General features: G+C 68.1%; 21 protein-coding genes and 1 tRNA gene. 14 read left to right on the top strand and 8 right to left on the bottom strand.

Annotated elements, in window-relative coordinates; translation table 11 throughout:
* The first annotated feature begins 33 nt into the window (after nucleotides 1-33).
* Genes parE through ACK4SE_RS11585 form a run of 4 tightly spaced genes read left to right on the top strand, consistent with a single transcriptional unit; the run spans nucleotide 34 to nucleotide 3,554 of the window.
* The gene (parE, locus tag ACK4SE_RS11600; protein WP_409692727.1) at nucleotides 34-2,109 is read left to right on the top strand and encodes a DNA topoisomerase IV subunit B; all 2,076 of its coding nucleotides are present in this window, start codon (nucleotides 34-36) and stop codon (nucleotides 2,107-2,109) included.
* Between the two features lie 23 nt (nucleotides 2,110-2,132).
* Nucleotides 2,133-2,348: an AbrB/MazE/SpoVT family DNA-binding domain-containing protein gene (locus ACK4SE_RS11595; protein ID WP_409692724.1), complete on the top strand. Its 216-nt coding sequence runs from the start codon at nucleotides 2,133-2,135 to the stop codon at nucleotides 2,346-2,348.
* Nucleotides 2,281-2,694 carry a type II toxin-antitoxin system PemK/MazF family toxin gene (locus ACK4SE_RS11590; protein WP_409692722.1) on the top strand — a complete coding sequence of 138 codons (414 nt, stop codon included), beginning with the start codon at nucleotides 2,281-2,283 and terminating at the stop codon, nucleotides 2,692-2,694. Before ACK4SE_RS11595 ends, ACK4SE_RS11590 begins: the two co-directional genes overlap by 68 nt.
* Nucleotides 2,691-3,554: an SMP-30/gluconolactonase/LRE family protein gene (locus ACK4SE_RS11585; RefSeq protein ID WP_409692719.1), complete on the top strand. Its 864-nt coding sequence runs from the start codon at nucleotides 2,691-2,693 to the stop codon at nucleotides 3,552-3,554. Before ACK4SE_RS11590 ends, ACK4SE_RS11585 begins: the two co-directional genes overlap by 4 nt.
* Nucleotides 3,555-3,557: 3 nt before the next feature.
* Here ACK4SE_RS11585 and ACK4SE_RS11580 read toward each other — a convergent pair whose 3' ends face one another.
* Nucleotides 3,558-4,160 carry a hypothetical protein gene (locus ACK4SE_RS11580; RefSeq protein WP_409692716.1) on the bottom strand — a complete coding sequence of 201 codons (603 nt, stop codon included), beginning with the start codon at nucleotides 4,158-4,160 and terminating at the stop codon, nucleotides 3,558-3,560.
* Nucleotides 4,161-4,313: 153 nt separating this feature from the next.
* On the opposite strand from ACK4SE_RS11580, the gene rpmG reads away from it, so the two are divergent.
* Nucleotides 4,314-4,481 (top strand): 50S ribosomal protein L33, encoded by a 168-nt coding sequence (gene rpmG, locus ACK4SE_RS11575; protein WP_370235175.1) that lies wholly within the window; start codon nucleotides 4,314-4,316, stop codon nucleotides 4,479-4,481.
* An 82-nt stretch (nucleotides 4,482-4,563) separates the two neighbouring features.
* Here rpmG and ACK4SE_RS11570 read toward each other — a convergent pair whose 3' ends face one another.
* Both ACK4SE_RS11570 and ACK4SE_RS11565 read right to left on the bottom strand, forming a co-directional pair.
* Nucleotides 4,564-5,925 (bottom strand): PleD family two-component system response regulator, encoded by a 1,362-nt coding sequence (locus ACK4SE_RS11570; protein ID WP_409692713.1) that lies wholly within the window; start codon nucleotides 5,923-5,925, stop codon nucleotides 4,564-4,566.
* 12 nt (nucleotides 5,926-5,937) lie between these two features.
* Complete coding sequence (locus ACK4SE_RS11565; protein WP_292105212.1) at nucleotides 5,938-6,303, bottom strand: response regulator; 366 nt, start codon at nucleotides 6,301-6,303, stop codon at nucleotides 5,938-5,940.
* Nucleotides 6,304-6,432: 129 nt separating this feature from the next.
* Here ACK4SE_RS11565 and ACK4SE_RS11560 point away from each other — a divergent pair, with 129 nt between their 5' ends.
* The 5 genes from ACK4SE_RS11560 (at nucleotide 6,433) to ACK4SE_RS11540 (ending at nucleotide 9,933) form a co-directional block, all read left to right on the top strand.
* Entirely contained in the window at nucleotides 6,433-7,728 is a 1,296-nt protein-coding gene (locus ACK4SE_RS11560; protein WP_409692853.1) for a DNA polymerase IV, read from the top strand.
* Nucleotides 7,725-8,183 carry a RidA family protein gene (locus tag ACK4SE_RS11555; RefSeq protein WP_409692710.1) on the top strand — a complete coding sequence of 153 codons (459 nt, stop codon included), beginning with the start codon at nucleotides 7,725-7,727 and terminating at the stop codon, nucleotides 8,181-8,183. The genes ACK4SE_RS11560 and ACK4SE_RS11555 overlap by 4 nt, the downstream gene beginning before the upstream one ends.
* Entirely contained in the window at nucleotides 8,180-9,337 is a 1,158-nt protein-coding gene (locus ACK4SE_RS11550) for a GNAT family N-acetyltransferase (RefSeq protein ID WP_409692708.1), read from the top strand. The genes ACK4SE_RS11555 and ACK4SE_RS11550 overlap by 4 nt, the downstream gene beginning before the upstream one ends.
* A gap of 32 nt (nucleotides 9,338-9,369) precedes the next feature.
* Entirely contained in the window at nucleotides 9,370-9,807 is a 438-nt protein-coding gene (locus ACK4SE_RS11545) for an HIT family protein (RefSeq protein WP_409692705.1), read from the top strand.
* 50 nt (nucleotides 9,808-9,857) lie between these two features.
* A tRNA-Thr gene (locus tag ACK4SE_RS11540) sits at nucleotides 9,858-9,933 on the top strand.
* Nucleotides 9,934-9,943: 10 nt separating this feature from the next.
* Here ACK4SE_RS11540 and ACK4SE_RS11535 read toward each other — a convergent pair.
* Nucleotides 9,944-10,105 (bottom strand): hypothetical protein, encoded by a 162-nt coding sequence (locus ACK4SE_RS11535; protein ID WP_409692702.1) that lies wholly within the window; start codon nucleotides 10,103-10,105, stop codon nucleotides 9,944-9,946.
* A gap of 162 nt (nucleotides 10,106-10,267) precedes the next feature.
* On the opposite strand from ACK4SE_RS11535, the gene ACK4SE_RS11530 reads away from it, so the two are divergent.
* A complete protein-coding gene (locus tag ACK4SE_RS11530) occupies nucleotides 10,268-10,771 on the top strand; it encodes a c-type cytochrome (RefSeq protein WP_409692699.1) in 504 nt (167 codons plus the stop codon).
* Between the two features lie 51 nt (nucleotides 10,772-10,822).
* Here ACK4SE_RS11530 and ACK4SE_RS11525 read toward each other — a convergent pair whose 3' ends face one another.
* The 4 genes from ACK4SE_RS11525 to ACK4SE_RS11510 form a co-directional block, all read right to left on the bottom strand.
* On the bottom strand, nucleotides 10,823-13,966 hold the full coding sequence (locus tag ACK4SE_RS11525; RefSeq protein ID WP_409692850.1) for an efflux RND transporter permease subunit: 3,144 nt from the start codon (nucleotides 13,964-13,966) through the stop codon (nucleotides 10,823-10,825).
* Nucleotides 13,966-15,144 carry an efflux RND transporter periplasmic adaptor subunit gene (locus tag ACK4SE_RS11520; RefSeq protein ID WP_409692697.1) on the bottom strand — a complete coding sequence of 393 codons (1,179 nt, stop codon included), beginning with the start codon at nucleotides 15,142-15,144 and terminating at the stop codon, nucleotides 13,966-13,968. The genes ACK4SE_RS11525 and ACK4SE_RS11520 overlap by 1 nt, the downstream gene beginning before the upstream one ends.
* Before the next feature lie 86 nt (nucleotides 15,145-15,230).
* Nucleotides 15,231-15,968 (bottom strand): hypothetical protein, encoded by a 738-nt coding sequence (locus ACK4SE_RS11515; RefSeq protein WP_409692694.1) that lies wholly within the window; start codon nucleotides 15,966-15,968, stop codon nucleotides 15,231-15,233.
* Nucleotides 15,969-15,979: 11 nt separating this feature from the next.
* Complete coding sequence (locus ACK4SE_RS11510; protein WP_409692691.1) at nucleotides 15,980-16,744, bottom strand: class II aldolase/adducin family protein; 765 nt, start codon at nucleotides 16,742-16,744, stop codon at nucleotides 15,980-15,982.
* Between the two features lie 149 nt (nucleotides 16,745-16,893).
* On the opposite strand from ACK4SE_RS11510, the gene ACK4SE_RS11505 reads away from it, so the two are divergent.
* From ACK4SE_RS11505 to ACK4SE_RS11495, 3 genes are read left to right on the top strand one after another with little or no spacing between them, the layout of a single operon-like run.
* Complete coding sequence (locus ACK4SE_RS11505; protein ID WP_409692688.1) at nucleotides 16,894-17,997, top strand: DUF2336 domain-containing protein; 1,104 nt, start codon at nucleotides 16,894-16,896, stop codon at nucleotides 17,995-17,997.
* Nucleotides 17,998-18,046: 49 nt separating this feature from the next.
* Entirely contained in the window at nucleotides 18,047-18,826 is a 780-nt protein-coding gene (locus tag ACK4SE_RS11500; protein ID WP_409692687.1) for an NAD kinase, read from the top strand.
* A 60-nt stretch (nucleotides 18,827-18,886) separates the two neighbouring features.
* Nucleotides 18,887-19,363 carry an Hpt domain-containing protein gene (locus tag ACK4SE_RS11495; RefSeq protein WP_409692685.1) on the top strand — a complete coding sequence of 159 codons (477 nt, stop codon included), beginning with the start codon at nucleotides 18,887-18,889 and terminating at the stop codon, nucleotides 19,361-19,363.
* Nucleotides 19,364-19,370: the final 7 nt, after the last annotated feature.

The raw sequence follows: 19,370 nt of genomic DNA, 5'->3' as shown, positions 1-19,370 counted from the left end.
TGATCGCTCCCCGAATCGCGGCAAGACTGGCGCATGACTTCTCCCGCTTCCCTGTTTGACGACCTCCCCGATCCCGCCCCCAAGGCGGACAAGCCCGAACTGAAGGTTCAGGCCCCCGTCGCGCCCGAGGCCGTGGCCGCGCCGGTGGAGCCGCATCCAGCCCCCACGGGCGGGGCGGCCAACGCCTACTCCGCCTCGTCCATCGAGGTGCTGGAGGGGCTGGAGCCGGTGCGCAAGCGGCCCGGCATGTACATCGGCGGCACCGACGAGCGCGCCCTGCACCACCTGTTCGCCGAGGTGCTGGACAACGCCATGGACGAGGCGGTGGCCCGCCACGCCAAACTGATCACTGTCGATCTGGACGCCGAGGGCTTCCTGTCGGTGCGCGACGACGGCCGGGGCATCCCGGTGGACCCGCATCCCAAGCATCCGGGCAAGTCGGCGCTGGAAGTGGTCATGACCGTGCTGCACTCGGGCGGCAAGTTTTCCGGCAAAGCCTATGAGACCTCAGGCGGTTTGCATGGCGTGGGCGTGTCGGTGGTCAACGCCCTGTCCGAGCGGCTCGACGTGACCGTCTGGCGCGACGGGCACGAATGGCGCCAGTCGTTCAGCCGGGGCCACCCGCTGGGCCCCATCGAACAGCTCGGGACCAGCCGCAAGAAGGGCACCCTGATCCGCTTCCGCCCCGATGACGAGATCTTCGGCCACGGGGCGGCGTTCAAGCCCGCGCGCCTGTACCGCATGACGCGGTCCAAGGCCTATCTGTTCCGGGGCGTGGAGATCCGCTGGACCTGCGCGCCGGAACGGATCACCGACGCCACGCCCGCCGAGGCGACCCTGCACTTCCCCGGCGGCCTGGCCGACGCCCTGGCCGAGCGCATCGGCGAGATCGACACCGTCACCCCCGCCTTCGCCGGCCGGGTGGAAAAGAAGGGCGAGGCCGGGGCCGTGGAATGGGCCGTGACCTGGTCGCCCATCGGCTTCGGCGACGCCGACAGCTTCGTCTCGTCCTACTGCAACACCGTGCCGACGCCCGACGGCGGCACCCACGAGGCGGGCTTCCGCGCTGCCCTGGTCAAGGGCCTGAAGGCCTATGGCGAGATGTCGGGCGAGAAGCGCGCGGGCCTGATCACCGCCGAGGACGTGATCGCCAACGCCGGGGCCATGGTCTCGGTGTTCATCCGCAATCCCGAGTTTCAGGGCCAGACCAAGGACCGCCTGTCCTCGCCCGACGGCCAGCGTCTGACCGAACAGCTGGTGCGCGATCCGTTCGATCACTGGCTGACCGAAAGCCCCAAACAGGCCTCGACCCTGCTGGGCTTCGTCATCGACCGGGCCGAGGACCGTCTGCGCCGCCGCAAGGACAAGGAAGTCCAGCGCGCCGCCGCCACGCGCAAGCTCCGCCTGCCCGGCAAGCTGTCGGACTGCTCGCGTCAGGCGGCGGCCGGCACCGAGCTGTTCATCGTCGAGGGCGACTCGGCCGGCGGCTCTGCCAAACAGGCGCGGGACCGCACCACCCAGGCCATCCTGCCCCTGCGCGGCAAGATCCTGAACGTGGCGTCGGCCACCGCCGACAAGCTGCGCCAGAACGTGGAACTGACCGACCTGATGCTGGCGCTGGGGGTGCAGGCGGGCAGCCGGTTCAGCGTCGATGACCTGCGTTACGAGCGCATCGTCATCATGACCGACGCCGACGTGGACGGGGCGCACATCGCCGCCCTTCTGATCACCTTCTTCTACCGCTCCATGCCGGACCTGATCCGCCAGGGCCGCCTGTTCATGGCCCTGCCCCCGCTGTACCGGATCAGCGCGGGGCCGCTCAGCGACTACGCCCGTGACGACGCCCACCGCGACGAACTGCTGGCCACCACCTTCAAGGGCAAGAAGGTCGAGATCGGCCGCTTCAAGGGTCTGGGCGAGATGATGGCCGCCCAGCTCAAGGAGACCACCATGGATCCGAAGAAGCGCACCCTGGCCCGCGTCACCCTGCCAGAGAGCGAGGACGAGATCATGGATCTGGTCGAACGCCTGATGGGCAGGAAGGCCGAGGCCCGCTTCGACTTCATCCAACAGAACGCGCGGTTCGCGGTGGCGGAGCTTGACGTCTAACAAGTAAGGATTATCCTTACATCATGATCACCAGCCGTCTCACCAGCAAAGCCCAGACGACCATTCCCCAGGCTGTTCGCAACGCCCTGGGTCTGAAGGAAGGCGATGAACTGGCCTACGAGATCAAGGACGGGCGCGTGACCCTGATCAAGGCTCGAGCGCCGGTTCAGGATGACCCCTTCACAACGTTTGACGAGTGGGACGGGGAAGCGGATCGCCGGGCTTATGCCGGTCTTTGAGCCCGGCGACATCGTCCGGGCTCCCTTTCCCTACACGGATCGGAACACCGAGCAGCACCGACCTGCGCTGGTGATTTCTGGCATGCCATTGGGCCCCGGGGGTCGGCTGATCTGGATACTGATGATCACAAGCGCCGAAAACCGACCATGGGACGGCGATGTGTCTTTTGGCGACAACTACGGCGAGGCCGGCTTGCCGGCGCCGTCGGTGATCAGAACCGCAAAGATCGCCACTGTTGAAGCCGAACGTCTCTCGCCCCTCGGGCGGGCCCCGCAAGCTGTCTTGAGTGCAGTTCGTCGACGCCTGAACGCTATCGTGACCCTTCCCCCCGGAGATCAGCCATGAAGACCCTCGCCCGCCTAGTCCTGCCCGCCGCCCTGACCCTGGCGGCACCGGCCGCCGCGCAGCAGGTGATCGCCGACGTCGGCTTCGAGAACTCCGAGGCGGTCCGGTATGACGCGGCGGATGATCGCTACATCGTCGCCAATCTGGGTCCGCGCGGGCCCGGGAACGACGGCTTCGTCTCGCTGGTGTCGCCCGAGGGCGTGGTGCTGGAGCTGAAATGGATCGAGGGCGGCGTCGACGGCGTCAGCCTGCACGAGCCGCTGGGCCTGTTCATCCGGGGCGACGAGATCCACGTGGCGGACCAGAAGGCCATCCGGGTGTTCGACCGGCGCACCGGCGCGCCGCTGCGCACCATCGAGGTGCCGGACGCGGTGCGTCTGAACGACCTGTACGTCACCGAGGCGGGCGTCGCCTATGTCACCGATTCGGGGACCGACAACGACCACGGCGCCCTGTACCGCATCCAGCCGGACGGGACGGTGGAGACGTTCGTCGCGCGGTCGGCGGACCTGCACCGGGTCAACGGGGTCGCGGTGACGGCGGAGGGTCTGGTGGTGCATGGGGGCCTGCTGTCGGACGTGCTGACCTTCCGTGATGCGCAGACCGGCGCGGTGGTGCGGGAAATGATCCTTCCCACCGGCCGCATCGACGGCATCGTCGCCCTGGCCGACGGCGGCCTGCTGGTGGCCAGCCAGAATGGCCACAACGTCTATCATGTGAGCGCCGAAGGCGAGGCCCGGGCGGTGGCGGGCGATATCGCTGTGCCCGCCGCCATTGGCTACGATACCCTCCGCGGGCATCTGCTGGTTCCCCAGATCGTGGCCTCGTCCGTGACGATCGTCGAGATCGACGTGGAGTAGCCCCTACTCCTCAAGCGGCTCGGTCAGGTCGAAGGCGACGCGCAGCAGGCGGTTCTCGCGGGCCAGTTCATAGACATAGGTATCGCCGGGGTTCACCTCGACGGCCCAGACGTTGGTGGTCGAGACCTGGGCGTCAGTGCGGTTGAACAGGTCGATGGAGAACTGATCCACCGGGAATTCCTGGCGGGTCGCCGTGCCCTCGGTCGCCGTGTCGCCGCCATACCAGTGCAGGGTGTGCTCCGTACCGTCGGGGTCGCGGTGGTCGTGCTTCAGCGTCAGGCCGCCGTCGTCGTTGCGGGTGATGACCCAGGTGCGGCTGTGATCCTCGCCCACCCAGAACGGGATGCGAATCTCGCTATCCGAACAGTCGCGCACATGCATCAGCAGGCGCTGGGCGCGGAAATCGGCATCCACAGGGTCGTCGGTGATGACCTCACCCTCGAACCGCTGGCCGCACAGTTCGGTCAGATTGGCGAAGAAGGCGTCCTGGGCGTCGGCCGTGTCGGTGGCCGGAGCCTCGTCATTGGCCGGCTGCGAGCACGCGGCGATGGCCAGGGCGGACAGGATGGCGACGGGGGCGCTGAAGGCCTTGAGGGTCATGTTCATGGTCGACCACCGTAACGGCCAAGCCGTCCCGCACAAGGAAAACCGCTCATGTCCCACCCGCCGTTGACTTTGGCGCGGGCCTGAGTATGTTCCGCCGCTCCGATTTTCGCGGCCGCGACTCACGTTTCGACCGCTTGCTCCAAGGTAGTCCCGATGGCCAAACCGGCTTCCATCAAGATCCGCCTGAATTCCACGGCGGACACCGGCTTCTTCTACGTCACCAAGAAGAACGCGCGCACCATGACCGAGAAGATGGTCGTCCGTAAGTACGACCCGGTCGTGAAGAAGCACGTCGAATTCAAGGAAGGCAAGATCAAGTAATCACTTGATCTGCGGCCAGAATTGAAAACGCCCGGTCGGCCGACCGGGCGTTTTGCTTTGCCTGCCGTTCGGGCGCCCGACCTTAGGCCGCGCGGGCGATGACCCGGTCGCGGCCCGAGCTCTTGGCCTCGTAGAGCGCCTCGTCGGCCCGCTTCAGCAGGGCCTCGGGCGTGTCATAGGGGCCGTTGGTCGCCGCCACGCCCGCCGAAATGGTCACCGTCAGCAGTTCCCGGCCGCCCATGATGCGGAAGGGCTCGCCCCCGATGTCCCGGCGGATACGGTCCGCCACCCGCTCGGCGGCATCGAGAGAGGCGCCGGGCATGACCACCACGAACTCCTCGCCGCCATAGCGGCATGGCAGGTCGATGGCCCGCACATTGGTGGCCAGACGCACGGCGAACTCGCGCAGCACCTCGTCGCCCGCATCGTGGCCGAAGCCGTCGTTGACCGCCTTGAAGTGGTCGATGTCCAGAACCATCACCGCCGCCGGCTCTCCCCCGCGCGAGGCGCGGTTGGCCAGGGCCTGCAGCTGGGTCGTCATGTAGCGCCGGTTGTGAAGGCCGGTCAGAGCGTCGGTGACGGCCATCTCCAGGCTGTGGTCCAGCTTGTCGCGCAGGAAATCGGTGTAGCGCTTGCGCCGGATCTGGGTGCGGGCGCGGGCGGCCAGTTCCTGGGCGTCCACCGGCCGGGTCAGCACGTCGTTGACGCCCAGCTCCAGCGCCTTGACCAGGCGCGTGCGGTCTTCGGGCTCGATGATGATCAACAGGGGCAGGTGCCGGCTGGCTTCGGCCGAGCGGATGTGGGCCGCCAGGCGCAGGCCGTCGAAACTGTCAGCCGCCGCATTGATGATCATCAGGTCGACCGGACCGCGCGAGGCCATCAGGGCGTTGCCGGCGTCGGACTCGATCACCGGACGATGCTCTTCCTTGAGCTGGTCGAAGATCTTGTTCGCCTGCCGCTCGTTGTCGTCCACGATCAGAACGCGGCCGCCGATGCCGCGCATGCGGGCGGAACCCTCCTCAAGGCCCAGCCGGCGTCCGGACTCCTCGCGCTCGCGCAGTTCGTCCATGACCAGCTTGAGCCGGCTCAGCGAGCGGACGCGGGCGAACAGCACCACGTCGTCGATGGGCTTGGTGACAAAGTCGTCAGCGCCGGCTTCCAGACCCTTGATGCGGTCCTCACGGCCATCCAGGGCGGTGACCATGACCACCGGGATGTGGCGCGTGACGGGGTCGGCTTTCAGCCTGCGGCAGGTCTCGAACCCGTCCATGCCGGGCATCATGACGTCCAGCAGGATGATGTCGGGTTGATCGCGAGCCGCGATCTCGAGCGCGGTGGGGCCGTCCGAGCATTTCAGGACGTCGTAGTACTCGATCGTCAGCTTGGCCTCGAGCACGCGGACGTTCGCCTCGACGTCATCGACCACCAGAATGCGCGCGGTCATAGGCCTGCCCCGTTACGACACATACCGTTTCACAGTGTCCAGAAAGCCCATCACCGAGATGGGCTTGGAGATATACGCTTCGCACCCCCCCTCGCGGATGCGTTCCTCGTCGCCTTTCATGGCGAAGGCGGTGACGGCGACCACGGGGATATGGGCCAGGTCCTCGTCCTCCTTGAGCCATTTGGTGACTTCAAGCCCGGAGATCTCGGGCAGCTGGATGTCCATGAGGATCAGGTCGGGGCGATGCTCGCGCGCCAGGGCCAGCGCCTGCAGGCCCTCGCGGGTCTGCAGCGTCTCATAACCCTGAGAATCGAGCAGATCATGAAAGAGCTTCATGTTCAGCTCGTTATCCTCGACGATGAGGACTTTCTTGGACATCATCACCGACCGGTCTGTTCCCTGCCGAGACGCTTCGGCCGCCCTATATGGTCAGGAACGGCCCGCATCTTGTTGAGCGCCACTATGGCCGGGCATCCTTAAGTTGGCGTGAAGGGCGAACACCGGGCGATGAAGGCCATCTGCCGCGACTGTCTGTGGACCGGCGACCGGGCGGTATCGCGCTGCCCGCCGTGCGGGTCGCCGCGCGTGGTGGTTCACGAGGAACTGGCCAGCCTGACCATCGCCCACCTGGACTGCGACGCCTTCTACGCGTCGGTGGAAAAGCGCGACCGGCCCGAACTGCGCGACAAGCCGGTGATCGTGGGCGGCGGCAAGCGGGGCGTGGTGTCCACCGCCTGCTATGTGGCGCGGCTGTACGGCGTCGGGTCGGCCATGCCCATGTTCAAGGCCCTGAAGGCCTGCCCCGAAGCCGTTGTGATCAAACCGGACTTCACCAAGTACAAGCATGAGAGCGGCCGCATCCTGGGCGCGCTGGCGACCCTGACGCCCCTGATCCAGACCCTGTCGCTGGACGAGGCCTGGGCCGACCTGTCGGGCACCGAGCGCCTGAACGGCGGGCCGCCCGCGTTCCAGCTGATCCGGCTGCAGAAGCAGATCGAGGAGGAGACCGGCCTGACCGTGTCCATCGGTCTGGCGCCCAACCGGTTCCTGGCCAAGATCGCGTCGGAGCTGGACAAGCCGCGGGGTTTCTCGGTGATCGGGGCGGCGGAGGCGAAAAGCCTGCTGGCCGACAAGCCGGTGACCATCCTGCCCGGCGTGGGCAAGGTGTTCTCGAAGAGCCTGCGCAGCGACGGCTACGCCACCGTGGGTGATCTGGCCCGGGCGGCGGTGAAGGATCTGGTGCGCCGCTACGGAGAGTCCGGCCTGCGCCTGTACGATCTGGCGCACGCCCGTGACGCCCGGCCAGTGAACCCGGACCACGACCGGAAGGGCATGAGCGCGGAGACCACCTTCAACGATGACCTGAGCACCCTTGAATCGCTGGAGGCCGAGTTGTGGCCCCTGTGCGAGAAGCTGGCGGCCAAGGCGCGCCGGGACGGGGTCGCCAGCCGGGTGATCGTGCTGAAGCTGCGCGCCAACGACTTTCGCCTCTATACGCGGCGGCGCACCGTGCCCGACCCGATCCAGACCGCGCGCGGCCTGTTCGCCGTGGGTCGCGAACTGCTGAAGCCCGAGATCGGCCGTCCGTGGCGCCTGATCGGCATCGGCATGGCCGACATCGTGGACGCCGAGGACGCCCCCGCCGGACTGTTCGCCCATGACCAGACGCGCGCCCTGAAGACCGAAACCACCATCGACGCCCTGAGGGAAAAGTTCGGCGCGGGGGCCGTCGTGGCCGGGCGGGCGTTGAAGCCGGGCGACGGGACGTCTAAATCCCGTGCAAAGCCTCAGGAGCCCTCATGACCATCGAAGCCCGCCTCAAAGACCTCGGTATCGACCTGCCGAAGCCCGCAGCCGCCGTGGCCAACTATGTGCCCTTCGTGCGCGCCGGCAATCTGGTCCACATCTCGGGTCAGCTGTCGAACGACGCCAGTGGCGGCATCAAGGGCACGGTCGGCGACGACGTGGATCTGGAGACCGCGGTGGCCGGCGCGCGCCTGTGCGGCATCAATCTGGTGGCCCAGATCAAGGCCGCCTGCGACGGCGATCTGGAGCGGGTGGTGCGCATCGTCAAACTGGGCGGCTTCGTCCAGGCGGCGGGCGACTTCATCGAAATTCCCAAGGTCATCAACGGCTGTTCCGACCTGATGGTGGATGTGTTCGGCGACGCGGGCCGCCACGCCCGCTCGGCTGTCGGCGTCTATCGCCTGCCGCTGGGCTTCGCCGTCGAGGTGGACGCCGTCGTCGAGGTGCGGTGAGCACCGACGCCGACTTCATCCTGAAGGTCCACGGCCGCATCGCCCATGTCGGCCGCGACGCCTGGGACGCCTGCGCGGCGCCCACGGGCGACCCGTTCGTGAGCTTTGACTTCCTGGACGCCTGCGAGAACGCGGGCTGTGCGGTGGAGGCGCAGGGCTGGGGCCCGCGCCATCTGTCCCTGCATGGGCCGGACGACGCCGTGCTGGGCGTCATGCCGCTCTATCTGAAGGGCCACAGCCAGGGCGAATACGTGTTCGACCACGCCTGGGCCGACGCCTACGAGCGGGCGGGCGGGCGCTACTATCCCAAGCTGTTGTCGGCGGTGCCCTTCACGCCGGTGACGGGGCCGCGCCTGCTGAACGCGCCGGAGACCGACGCCGCCACGGTCGGCGTCGCCCTGCTGCAGGGGGCGCGCACCTTGTGCGACCGCACGGGCGCCTCGTCCCTGCACGTGAACTTTCCCTCCGCCGAGCAGTGGCGACGGATGGGCGAGCAGGGCCTGCTGCTGCGGCAGGACATGCAGTACCTCTGGCGCAACGACGGCTACGCGACGTTTGACGACTTTCTGGCCGCCCTCTCCTCCTCGCGGCGCAAGACCATCCGGCGCGAGCGGCGCGAGGCGCAGGCGGGGCTGGACATCCGTGTGCTGACCGGGGGCGAGATCACCGAGGCGCACTGGGACGCCTTCCATGCGTTCTACCTGGACACCGGGGACCGCAAATGGGGCCGGCCCTATCTGAACCGCGCCTTCTTCAGCCTGATCGGCGAGCGCATGCGCGACCGCATCGCGCTGGTCATGGCCTTCGACGGTGAGCGACCCATCGCCGGAGCCCTGAACTTCATCGGCCGCGAGGCCCTGTACGGCCGTCAGTGGGGCGCGCTGGAGGACCGGCCGTTCCTGCATTTCGAGCTGTGCTACTATCAGGCCATCGAATTCGCCATCGCGCGGGGCCTGTCCCGGGTCGAGGCGGGGGCGCAGGGCGAGCACAAGATGGCGCGCGGCTATCTGCCCACGCCGGTCTATTCGGCCCACCACATCGCCGATCCCTTGCTGCGCGAGCCGGTGGCCAATTATCTGGATCAGGAACGCCTCGCCGTCGCCGCCGAGATCGAGGCCATGACGGCGGAATACTCGCCGTTCCGGTCCGCCTGACCTATGCTGAGCGAAACTCCAGGAGCCCGCCCATGAGCCTTCACGGCGCCTATGACCCCGACAACATCTTCGCCAAAATCCTGCGTGGCGAGATCCCGGCGGTGAAGGTGTGGGAGGACGAGCACGTCCTGGCCTTCATGGATGTGTTTCCCCAGTCCGAAGGCCATGTGCTGGTGATCTCGAAGACCTCCACCGCCCGCACCATGCTGGAGATCGAGCCGGAGGCGCTGGCGCGCGTCACCGAGGCGGTGCGGCGGCTGTCGATAGCGGTGGACAAGGCCCTGAAGCCCGACGGGATAACCATCAGCCAGTTCAACGGCGAGGCCGGCGGCCAGACCATCTTCCACCTGCATTTTCATATCGTCCCGCGCTGGGCCGACCGGGCCCTGAAGGGCCACAGCCATGCGCCCATGGCGGAGCCCGAGGCGTTGCGCGCGCTGGCCGACAGGATCGCCGCGAAACTGGATTGATCGGAGGCTTGCGGTCGCGGGCCGCACCCCTCATAACCCCACGCCGAAGCGCCGGTTTAGCTCAGCTGGTAGAGCAGCGGTTTTGTAAACCGAAGGTCGCGGGTTCGATTCCTGCAACCGGCACCATCCTCCTCTGTCAGGGCACCAGACCCCCGGCCTCGCCCACGCCGTCCTGGTCGCGGTCCTCGGGAAGGGGGACGCCGCGGTCCTTGTGCTGGAGCGCGTCGGCTCTTTCGTTGAGGCGCTCGGCGGCTTTTTCGATGTCCTCGTTGCGGCGGTCCACGGGCTGATCGGTCATTGGCGTCTCCATCTGTCCAGAGGTGATGGAAAGCCAATCCATGGCCCGACGCGTGGTTCCGGCGAGGGCGTCGGGCGGCCCGCGACGGCCTGTCGGATTGAAAACCTGTGGGGGGCTGTTAGGTCCTGACAGACGCGATGATCGCGGCGGCGGGAGATGATCATGAGAGCTGTCTGGATATTCTGCCTGGCGGCAGGGCTCGCGGCCTGCGGGTCCGGCGATGACGCCTCGACGGCAGACCGCGGCGCGTCGCCCGAACCCATGACCCCGACGGCTCAGCGTCCGTTGAGCGACGAGGAGCGTGCGGTGATCCTGGCGTCCCTGCCGCTGCCCTACAGCGAAGCCGATACCGAGAACGGCCGTCGCGTGTTCGCGCGGTGCCGGTCGTGCCATACCCTGCCCGAGGGCGGGCCGAACATGACCGGACCGAACCTGTGGGGCGTGTTCGGGCGTCAGGCCGGATCGGTTGAGGGCTACAACTATTCCCCGGCCCTGCGCGAGGCCGATTTCGCCTGGACGGCGGAACAGCTGGACGAATGGCTGAACAACCCGCGCAGCTTCCTGCCCGGCAACAAGATGGCGTTCGCCGGCGTGCGCGACGAGACCGACCGGCGCGACCTGATCGGCTGGCTGAAACTCGAGACCGGCTACAGCCCCGAGGCCTGAAATCAGCGCCTTCCGGCCAACGCCGGGATCAACGCCCCATCAGCAAACCCGCTACTCCGCCGCGTGCTTGAGGCCGTCGTTGGCGGCGATTTCCTGGGCTTCCCATTCCTCGATCTTGCGTGCCGTGTACTCCGGCGAGCGGGTGAAGCGCGCCAGGGCGCCGTAGATCACCGGCACCACGAACAGGGTCAGCAGGGTCGCGAACAGGGCGCCGGAGAAGATCACCACGCCGATGGTCTGGCGGCTGGCGGCGCCGGCCCCCTGCCACAGCACCAGCGGCAGGGCGCCGAAGGCGGTGGCGATGGAGGTCATGATGATCGGGCGCAGACGCAGGGCCGAGGCCTCGACGATGGCTTCCTTGACCGTTCGTCCCTGATCCCGCAGCTGGTTGGCGAACTCCACGATGAGGATGCCGTTCTTGGCCGCCACCCCGATCAGGATGATCAGGCCGATCTGGGAATAGATGTTCAGGCTGGAGCCGGCCATGACCAGGCCGAACAGCCCTCCGGCTGCGGCCAGGGGCACGGTCAGCATGATCACCGCCGGGGTGATCCAGCTCTCGAACTGGGCGGCCAGCACCAGGAACACCAGCACGAGCGCCAGGCCGAAGGCCAGGGCAACCGCGCCGCCCGCCTCGGACTGATCCCGCGCCGCGCCGCCCCAGCGGATGGTGGCGATGCCCTGCGGCTGCTGGGCGGCCTGCTCCTCGAACCATTCCACCGCGTCGGTGATGGTGTAGCCGGGGTTCAGATCGGCGCTGAGGGTGATCTCGCGCTGACGATCCAGACGACGGCGGTCGGGCGTGTCGCCCGAGGTCTGGGTCTGGACCACAGACGACAGCGGCACCAGCTGGCCGGAGCCCGTGGTCACATACAGGCTGCGCAGGTCGTCGATGCTGGTCCGGTTCTCGCGCGCGGTCTGCAGGATGACGTCGTACTCCTGCCCGTCGCGAATGTAGGTGGTGGCGCGGCGTGATCCGAACATCGTCTCCAGCGTCCGGCCGATATCCTGTGAGGACACGCCGAGGGCGGCCGCCTGCTGCGGATCCACATCGACCAGAAGACGCGGGGCGTTCGGCTCGTAGTTCAGGCGCGGGCGAGACAGACCCGGGTTATCCAGCGACGCGTTCATGATGGGCTGGACCCACTCATAGAGCCGCTCGTATTCGGCTCCGACCATGATGAACTCGACGGAGTTGCCGCCGCCCGCGCCGCGCTGGAAGGAGCCCGGCGTGGAGGCGTTGACCTGGGCGCCGGTCTGGTTGCGCAGATTGCGGTTCAGTTCCTGGGCGATCTCATCGGCGGAACGGTCGCGGTCGCCCCAGTCGGCAAGGGCCAGGATGGCGTTGCCGCCGCTGAACCCGCCGCCCCAGCCGGGGGCCGAGATCATGTAGGAGGCCGCCTCGCCGGACTGATGGTACTGGGCCAGTTGGGGCTCAAGCCCCAGCATGATGTCGCGGGTGTAGTTGAAGCCGGCGCCCTCGGGGCCCTGCACCCGCACCATCACGCGGCCGCGGTCCTCGTTCGGCACCAGCTCATTGGGCAGACTCATGAACATGACCGCAGAGCCGATCATGATCAGGACAATCACCACACCCACGCCCGCCACCGCAAGCCGGGCGCCCAGAAGCCCCTCGAGCGACGCCTGATAGGAGCGCTTCAGCGCGTCCATGCCGGCGTCGACCTTGCGCGCCAGCCAGCCCTGCCCCGATGCCGGGCGCAGAATCTTGGACGCCATCATGGGCGACAGGCTCAGCGCCAGGAAGGCGGAGAAGAAGATGGCCGCGGTGATGGCCACCGCCAGCTCCACGAACAGGCGGCCCACATAGCCGGGCAGGAACATCAGCGGCGCGAACACCGCCATCAGCACGACCGTGGTGGCGACAACGGCGAAGAACACCTGACGCGCGCCCCGCTCGGCGCCCACCAGCGGCGGCTCGCCATGGTCGATACGGCGCTGGATGTTCTCGGTCACGACGATGGCGTCGTCCACCACCAGGCCGATGGCGAGCACCAGAGCCAGCAGCGTCAGCAGGTTCAGCGAGAAGCCGAACGGGGCCAGGATGATGAAGGTGGCCAGCAGGCAGATGGGCGCCACAACCGACGGAATCAGCGCGGCCCGCAGCGTGCCCAGGAAAATGAAATTGACCAGCGCCACCAGCGCCAGGGCGATGCCGATGGTGATCCACACCTCATCAATGGCGTGCTTGGTGAAGACCGAATTGTCGGAGCCCACGACCAGCTCGCTGCCCTCGGGCAGACCGGGCTGGACCTCTGCCAGCAAGGCCTGGACGCCCTCCGAGATTTCGAGGTCATTGGCCTGCGACTGACGCGTGATGGCCAGACCGATCTGGTCCAGGCCGTTGCCCCGGAAGACGCGGCGATCCTCGGCGGGGGCCTCCTCGACCCGGGCGATGTCGCCGAGACGCGTGACATAGGTCCCCTCGCCCGAGCCCGAGGCGCTGACGGGCAGGTTGGCGAACTCGGCGGGAGTCGAGTAGTTGCGCGCCACGCGGACCGTGTAGTCCTTGTCCACGGACTCCAGTGTCCCGGCCGGGAGCTCGATGTTCTGGCGGGTCAGGGCGGATTCCACATCCGACACGGTCAGGCCCCGCGCGCCAAGGGCGGCGGCGTCCAGCCAGATGCGCATGCTGTACTCCTGGTCGCCGTAGATCTGCACCGCCGCGACCCCGGGCACCACCGAGAAGCGGTCCACCAGATAGCGGTCCGCGTAGTCGGTCAGCTCCAGCCGGTTCATGGTCTCCGACCGCAGGAACAGGATCATGATGGGCTGACCGTCGGTGTCGGCCTTGGCCACCTCCGGCGAGTCCGCCTGATCCGGCAGACTGCCCAGCACGCGCGAGATGCGGTCGCGCACATCATTGGCCGCGTCATCGATGTTGCGGTCCAGAGAGAACTCGATGGACACGCGCGAGCGGCCATCGCGGCTGGACGAGGTGACGCGTTCGATGCCCTGGATGCCGGCGATGCGCTGTTCGATCGGCTCGGTGATCCGGCTCTCGATCACCTCTGCCGAGGCGCCCGCATAGTTGGTGCTGACCGAGACGATGGGCGGATCCACGTCGGGCAGCTCGCGCACCGGCAGGAAGAAGAACGCCGCCGCGCCGATGACGCACAGCACGATGGCCGCGACAGCGGCGAAGACCGGGCGACGGACGGCGACGTCGGAAAGCATCATGGGGCGGAGGTCCGGGTGACGGCGGCGCCGTCAGGCGTGGTCCGGGACACTGCCGGGGTGGCGCCGGCCTCGGCGACCTGAACCGCCGCGCCGGGCTGAATGCGGTTGAGTCCCGAGCTTATCACCCGGTCGCCCACATCCACGCCCTGAACGATCTCGACCATGCCGTCCTCGACGACGCCGGCCTGAACCTCGATGCGCTGGGCGGTGCTGCGCTCCCCGTCCGAGGCGATGCGATAGACGAAGGCGCCCGAGCCTTCATACTGGACAGCCGCCTCGGGCACCGCAGGGGCGGAGCGTTCGCCCTGGGCCACCGAAACGCGCATGCTCATGCCCGGACGGATGGACAGGTCGGGATTGGGAAACTCGGCCCGCGCGGTCAGGGCGCGCGTCTGCGGATCGATGCGGGTGTCCAGATCGGCGATGCGTCCGGAGAACTCGCGCCCCGGATAGGCGTCGGCCCGGGCCGTGATGGCCACGCCGGGCCGCAGCATGGGCAGGTAGCGCTCGGGCACCTGGAAATCCACCCGCACGACCGAGACGTCGTCCAGGGTGGCGATCACTGTGCCCGGGTTCACCAGCGTTCCGGGGGTCACGGTAGTGAGACCCAGAACGCCCGCGAAGGGCGCGCGGATCATGCGCTCGCCGCGTCGGGCTTGGGCGCCTTCCAGCGCAGCCTGGGCGGTCTCGAAATCGGTGCGGGCCTGTTCGGCCGTGACGCGCGGGGCGATGCCGCGCTCGGCGAGGCTTTCCCATCGTTCCATGTCGCGGCGGGCCTGACGCAGTCTCGCCTCGGCCTCGATGATGCCGGCGTCCTGCTCGTCGGCGCGCAGCTCCACCAGCGGCGCACCTGCGGCCACCCGCTGACCGTCCGAGAAGAAGACCCGGGTGATCAGTTCGGTGGTGGCGGAGGTGATGTCCACGGACCGGCGGCCGCGCGCCACGCCCAGAACCTCGAAACTGTCGCTGAAGGCCCGATCGATAACGCGAATCTCGGCGACTTCCTGGGCGCCGCGCGCGCCGCCGGGCCCGCCCGGTCCACCGCCCTCCTCGCCCGCGAAAGCCATGCGCAGCACAACCGCCAACACCATGAGGGCGACGGCGGCGGCGGCCGCGAACAGAAAGAAGTGTCGTTTCAGCACAATGACCAGTCCGGTGGAGCGGGGAGACGGCAAGCCCTTATCGGCCTGGCCCGTGGAGGCAAGCCCGATTCCGTTAACGTGATGAAGTTACGAAATCCGTCGCTCGCGGATGCGCTTTATCAGAACCGACGCCACACAGCCAGAATCGGCCCGCGGGACTCCGGGACGTTCCGACCGGCGACGGTCTGACGCCAGCCGGCCTGAAAACTCCACGCGCCCGAGGTGCGCACCACCGACGTCTCCAGATTGGCCCACTCACTGCCCTGTTCGCTGCGTCCGGCGAACACCTGATTGAGCACGCTCCAGCCCGGCGCCAGCTCGGCGCCCGCTGTCAGGTCCAGCCGCGTTTCGTCCGGCAGGCCATCGCGCAGCCGCCGCGCCGCCTGCACCTCGAGAAAGGCGCCGCGCCATGGGAACGAGCGCCCGGCCAGCACGCGCAGGTCCCAGTCGCTGTCCCCGGCGCCCGGCGGGGCATACACGGCGTTGCGCGTATCCCCGCCCCATGCATGGCCCGCATACACGCTGAGCACGGCCCAGTCGTCGCGCCAGACGTTAACCCGCACGCCCAGCTCCACCGGTCCGCGGCCCTGATAGTCGATGAAGGCGTCCTCACCGTCCTGCCAATCGCCCTTGAGCTGCAGGGTGATCCGGTCGGTCAGGCCGTGCTCCACGAACAGGCCCAGCACCTGATCGACCTGCTCCGCCGCCAGCGGCGTCCGGCCGCCGGCCAGGTCGAAACCGTCACTGGCCCGCATGCTCTCGACCTTGAGGATGACCTGGGTCTCGCCCTTGGGCGTGGGCCACGCGCCCGCGTGGACCGTGAGCGGCGTCAGGGCCGCCAGGGCCGCCGCCGCCATGACGACCCTGATCAGGCGTCGTATCCCGGTGAGCGCCGGTCCAGCTGGCGCAAGGCGCCGGGCCACGCCAGCGACGAGATGAAGCCGATCGCCTGCCCCTGCTCCCTCGTTTCCGCCTGGGCCGCGTCAGGAGCGGTCAGAACGCCGTCGCGCCCCGCGCTGAGGGCGCCGATCTGCTGACGACAGGCGCGCTCCAGGAAGAAAATTCCCACCCACGCCGCCGCCGCCGTCGCCCCCACCGCCATGGTGCCGTGGTTGCGCAGCAGCATCAGGGACTTGTCGCCCAGATCAGCCACCAGACGCTCACGCTCGTCGTGGTTCAGGGCCAGGCCCTCATAGCCGTGATAGGCCACCTGATGCTGCAGCAGACAGGCGTTCTGGCTGAGGGGCAGCAAGCCCTCCTTCTGCGCCGCCACCGCCACGCCCGCGTCGGTGTGCAGATGGATGACGAATTTCGCGTCCTCGCGCGCGGCGTGAACCGCCGAATGGATGGTGAACCCCGCCGGATTGATGAAGTTCGTGGTCTCCTGGACCACGTTGCCGTCCAGATCGACCTTGACCAGCAGCGAGGCGGTCATCTCTTCGAAATAGTAGCCGTAGGGGTTGATCAGGAAATGGTGCTCGGGCCCCGGCACGCGGGCGGAGATGTGGGTGAAGATCATGTCGTCCCACCCGTGCAGGGCGACCAGCCGGTACAGCGCAGCGAGTTCCACCCGGACCTGCCATTCCGCCTCGGAAACCTTTGACCTCAACGAAGTCGATGCGCCGTCGGCCATGACCGTCTCCCAAAGCAACTTCCAGACGCGGCAACGTCGCGCCATGCACCGCGAGCGTCAAGGTTAGCGGCGCGTTAACCCCGCTTTCACCCCCTAACGGCAAAGCTGATCCGCGGTGGAATCGCCGCCGAACCCCCGAGAGACGCGCCGTGGCCCCTGCCCTGTCCAGCATGAAACCCGCCGCCGGCGATCTCCTGTCGCTGGCCCGCAGCCGCGACGCGGCGGACCAGCAGCGGTTGCTCAGGGGCGTGGCGGCCATGTGCGAGGCCAGCCCGCCGCAACCGGGCGATCCATCTCATGCCCTGCTCAGCGAAATCTTTCTGGTCCTTGCCGCCGGGGCCGAGCGCGATATCCGCCGGACCCTCTCCGAATGCCTCGCCGGGGCCGACTGGGCGCCCCCGGCCCTGATCCACACCCTCGCGATCGACGAGATCGAGATCGCCCGTCCCGTCATCGCCGCCAGCCCGCTGCTCAAGGACCAGGAACTGCTGAAAATCCTGGTGGAATGCACGATCGAACACCAGATCGAGGTCGCGCGGCGTCCTCGCATAAGCGGCCGGGTCGCCGACGCCATCATCGAGGGCGGCGAGCCCGCCGTGATGACGGCCCTGGCCGCCAACCGCACCGCCGAGGTGAGCGAAGCCGCGGTTCGCAGGCTGGTCGAGGCCTCGCAGCGCATCGCCGCCCTGCGCGCGCCGCTGGTCCGCCATCCGGCCATGAACGATCAACTGGCGCAGCAACTGTACGGCTGGGTCGGCCAGGCCCTGCGGGAGGCGCTTCAGGAGCGTTTTCGCGTGGACGCGCCGGCCCTCAGCGGCGCCATCGACGAGGCCGTGCGCGCGGCCTACGCCCGCAAGGGCGAAGCGGGCCCCGCCCCTCTGGACGAGGACCCGGCCCGGGACGAAATGGAGCGACGCCTCGTGGCCAAGATGGACGCCTCCGGTCAGTTGCGACCAGGCTACCTGATCCGCGCGATACGCGAAGGGCGGCTGAGCCTGTTCGAACATGCTCTGGCCACGCTCGGCGGGTTCCCGCTGGCCCAGGTGCGTGATGCGGTGCGCGCTGACCACCCCGAGGCCCTACGACTGGCCTGCGCAGCGGTGGGTATCGATCGCGCTGTTTTCCCTGCCATGCTGGACGAGGTTCGCAAGCTCAGCGGCGGCCTGCCGACCGGCGAACTGCGCAAGCCGCGGTTCATGGAGCGTACCGGGGAAAGCGCGGCGCGGGCGTTTCGCGCCTACCGCGCCGCCTGATTGGTCATGAGCGTTTGACTTCCCGCCCCGCGTCCGCTTGCACTGGGGTGTGAGCACCCTTCCTTCCTCTCCGCGTATCGCCTTCGTCGCCAGCGACCGGCCCGACGCCCTCGCCGCGCGCGACGCGCTGGTGACACGGTACGACTCCGTCGCGTTGAAGGACGCCGACGTGGTGGTCGCCCTGGGCGGCGACGGCTTCATGCTCGAAATGCTGCACGCCCGGATCGAGCAGCCCGCCCCGGTGTTCGGGATGAACCGCGGGTCGGTCGGCTTCCTGATGAACGAGTACGTCGAGGACGGTCTGCTCGAACGCCTGTCCAGGGCGGTCAGCACGATCATCCATCCGCTCGAGATGCGGGCCTGGACCAGCGAGGATCAGATGCAGTCCGGCCTGGCCATCAACGAGGTTTCGTTGCTGCGTCAGACCCGCCAGAGCGCCAAGCTCCGCATTCTCGTGGACGGCCGGGTGCGTCTCGATGAACTGAGCTGCGACGGCGCGCTGGTGGCCACCCCCGCCGGATCGACCGCCTACAACCTGTCGGCCCACGGCCCGATCATTCCGCTGAACTCCAGGATGCTGGCCCTGACGCCGATCAGCGCCTTTCGCCCCCGCCGCTGGCGCGGCGCCCTGTTGCCGCACGACTCCGAGGTCTGCTTCGAGATCCTGGAGGCGGACAAGCGGCCCGTCAGCGCCGTGGCGGACAATTTCGAGGTCCGGCGGGTGCGGAAGGTCGAGGTGCGCGAACGGCGTGACATCACCCTGACCATGCTGTTCGACGCCGACCGCTCCTTCGAGGAACGGGTCCTCGCCGAGCAATTCACCGCCTGAGTCACGGCTTCTTAAACCTGACCCGTGATAATGCGGCCCATTGCCCCTGGAGTCTTCGCCGTGAACAAGTCCGCACAGGTCATTCAGCCGTCCAACACGCTGCGCCAGAAAGTGGGTGGGGGATTCGGCGGAATTGACGCCGGGGCCATCGCCAAGGCCGAGGAAGCCCTCGCCGCCATGGCTGACCAGTTCGGCGCCTGGCTGCAGGACGAGATCGTCAAGCTGGACGCGTCCTGGGCCGCCATCCAGGCCGAAGGCTACACGCCGGCCACAGCGGAATCCCTGTATTTTCGCGCCCATGACCTGAAGGGGCTGGGCGGCACCTATCAGTATCCCCTGGTCACCCGGCTGGCGGGTTCGTTCTGCCGGCTGCTGGATGATCCCACGGCGCGCATGAGCACGCCGACGGCGCTGCTGGAAGCCCACGTCATGGCCATCAAGGCTGTGGTGCGCGACAAGATCCAGACGGACGAGCATCCGGTCGGCCGCGCGCTCGCCGAGGAGCTTGAGGCCAAGGTCGCCGCCTACAAGGGCTGAACCGGCT

The sequence above is a fragment of the Brevundimonas sp. genome (assembly GCF_046293315.1).
GTDB lineage: Bacteria > Pseudomonadota > Alphaproteobacteria > Caulobacterales > Caulobacteraceae > Brevundimonas.
Note: the sequence above shows the minus strand (reverse complement) of the source record. Positions and strands in the feature narration are given on the sequence as shown.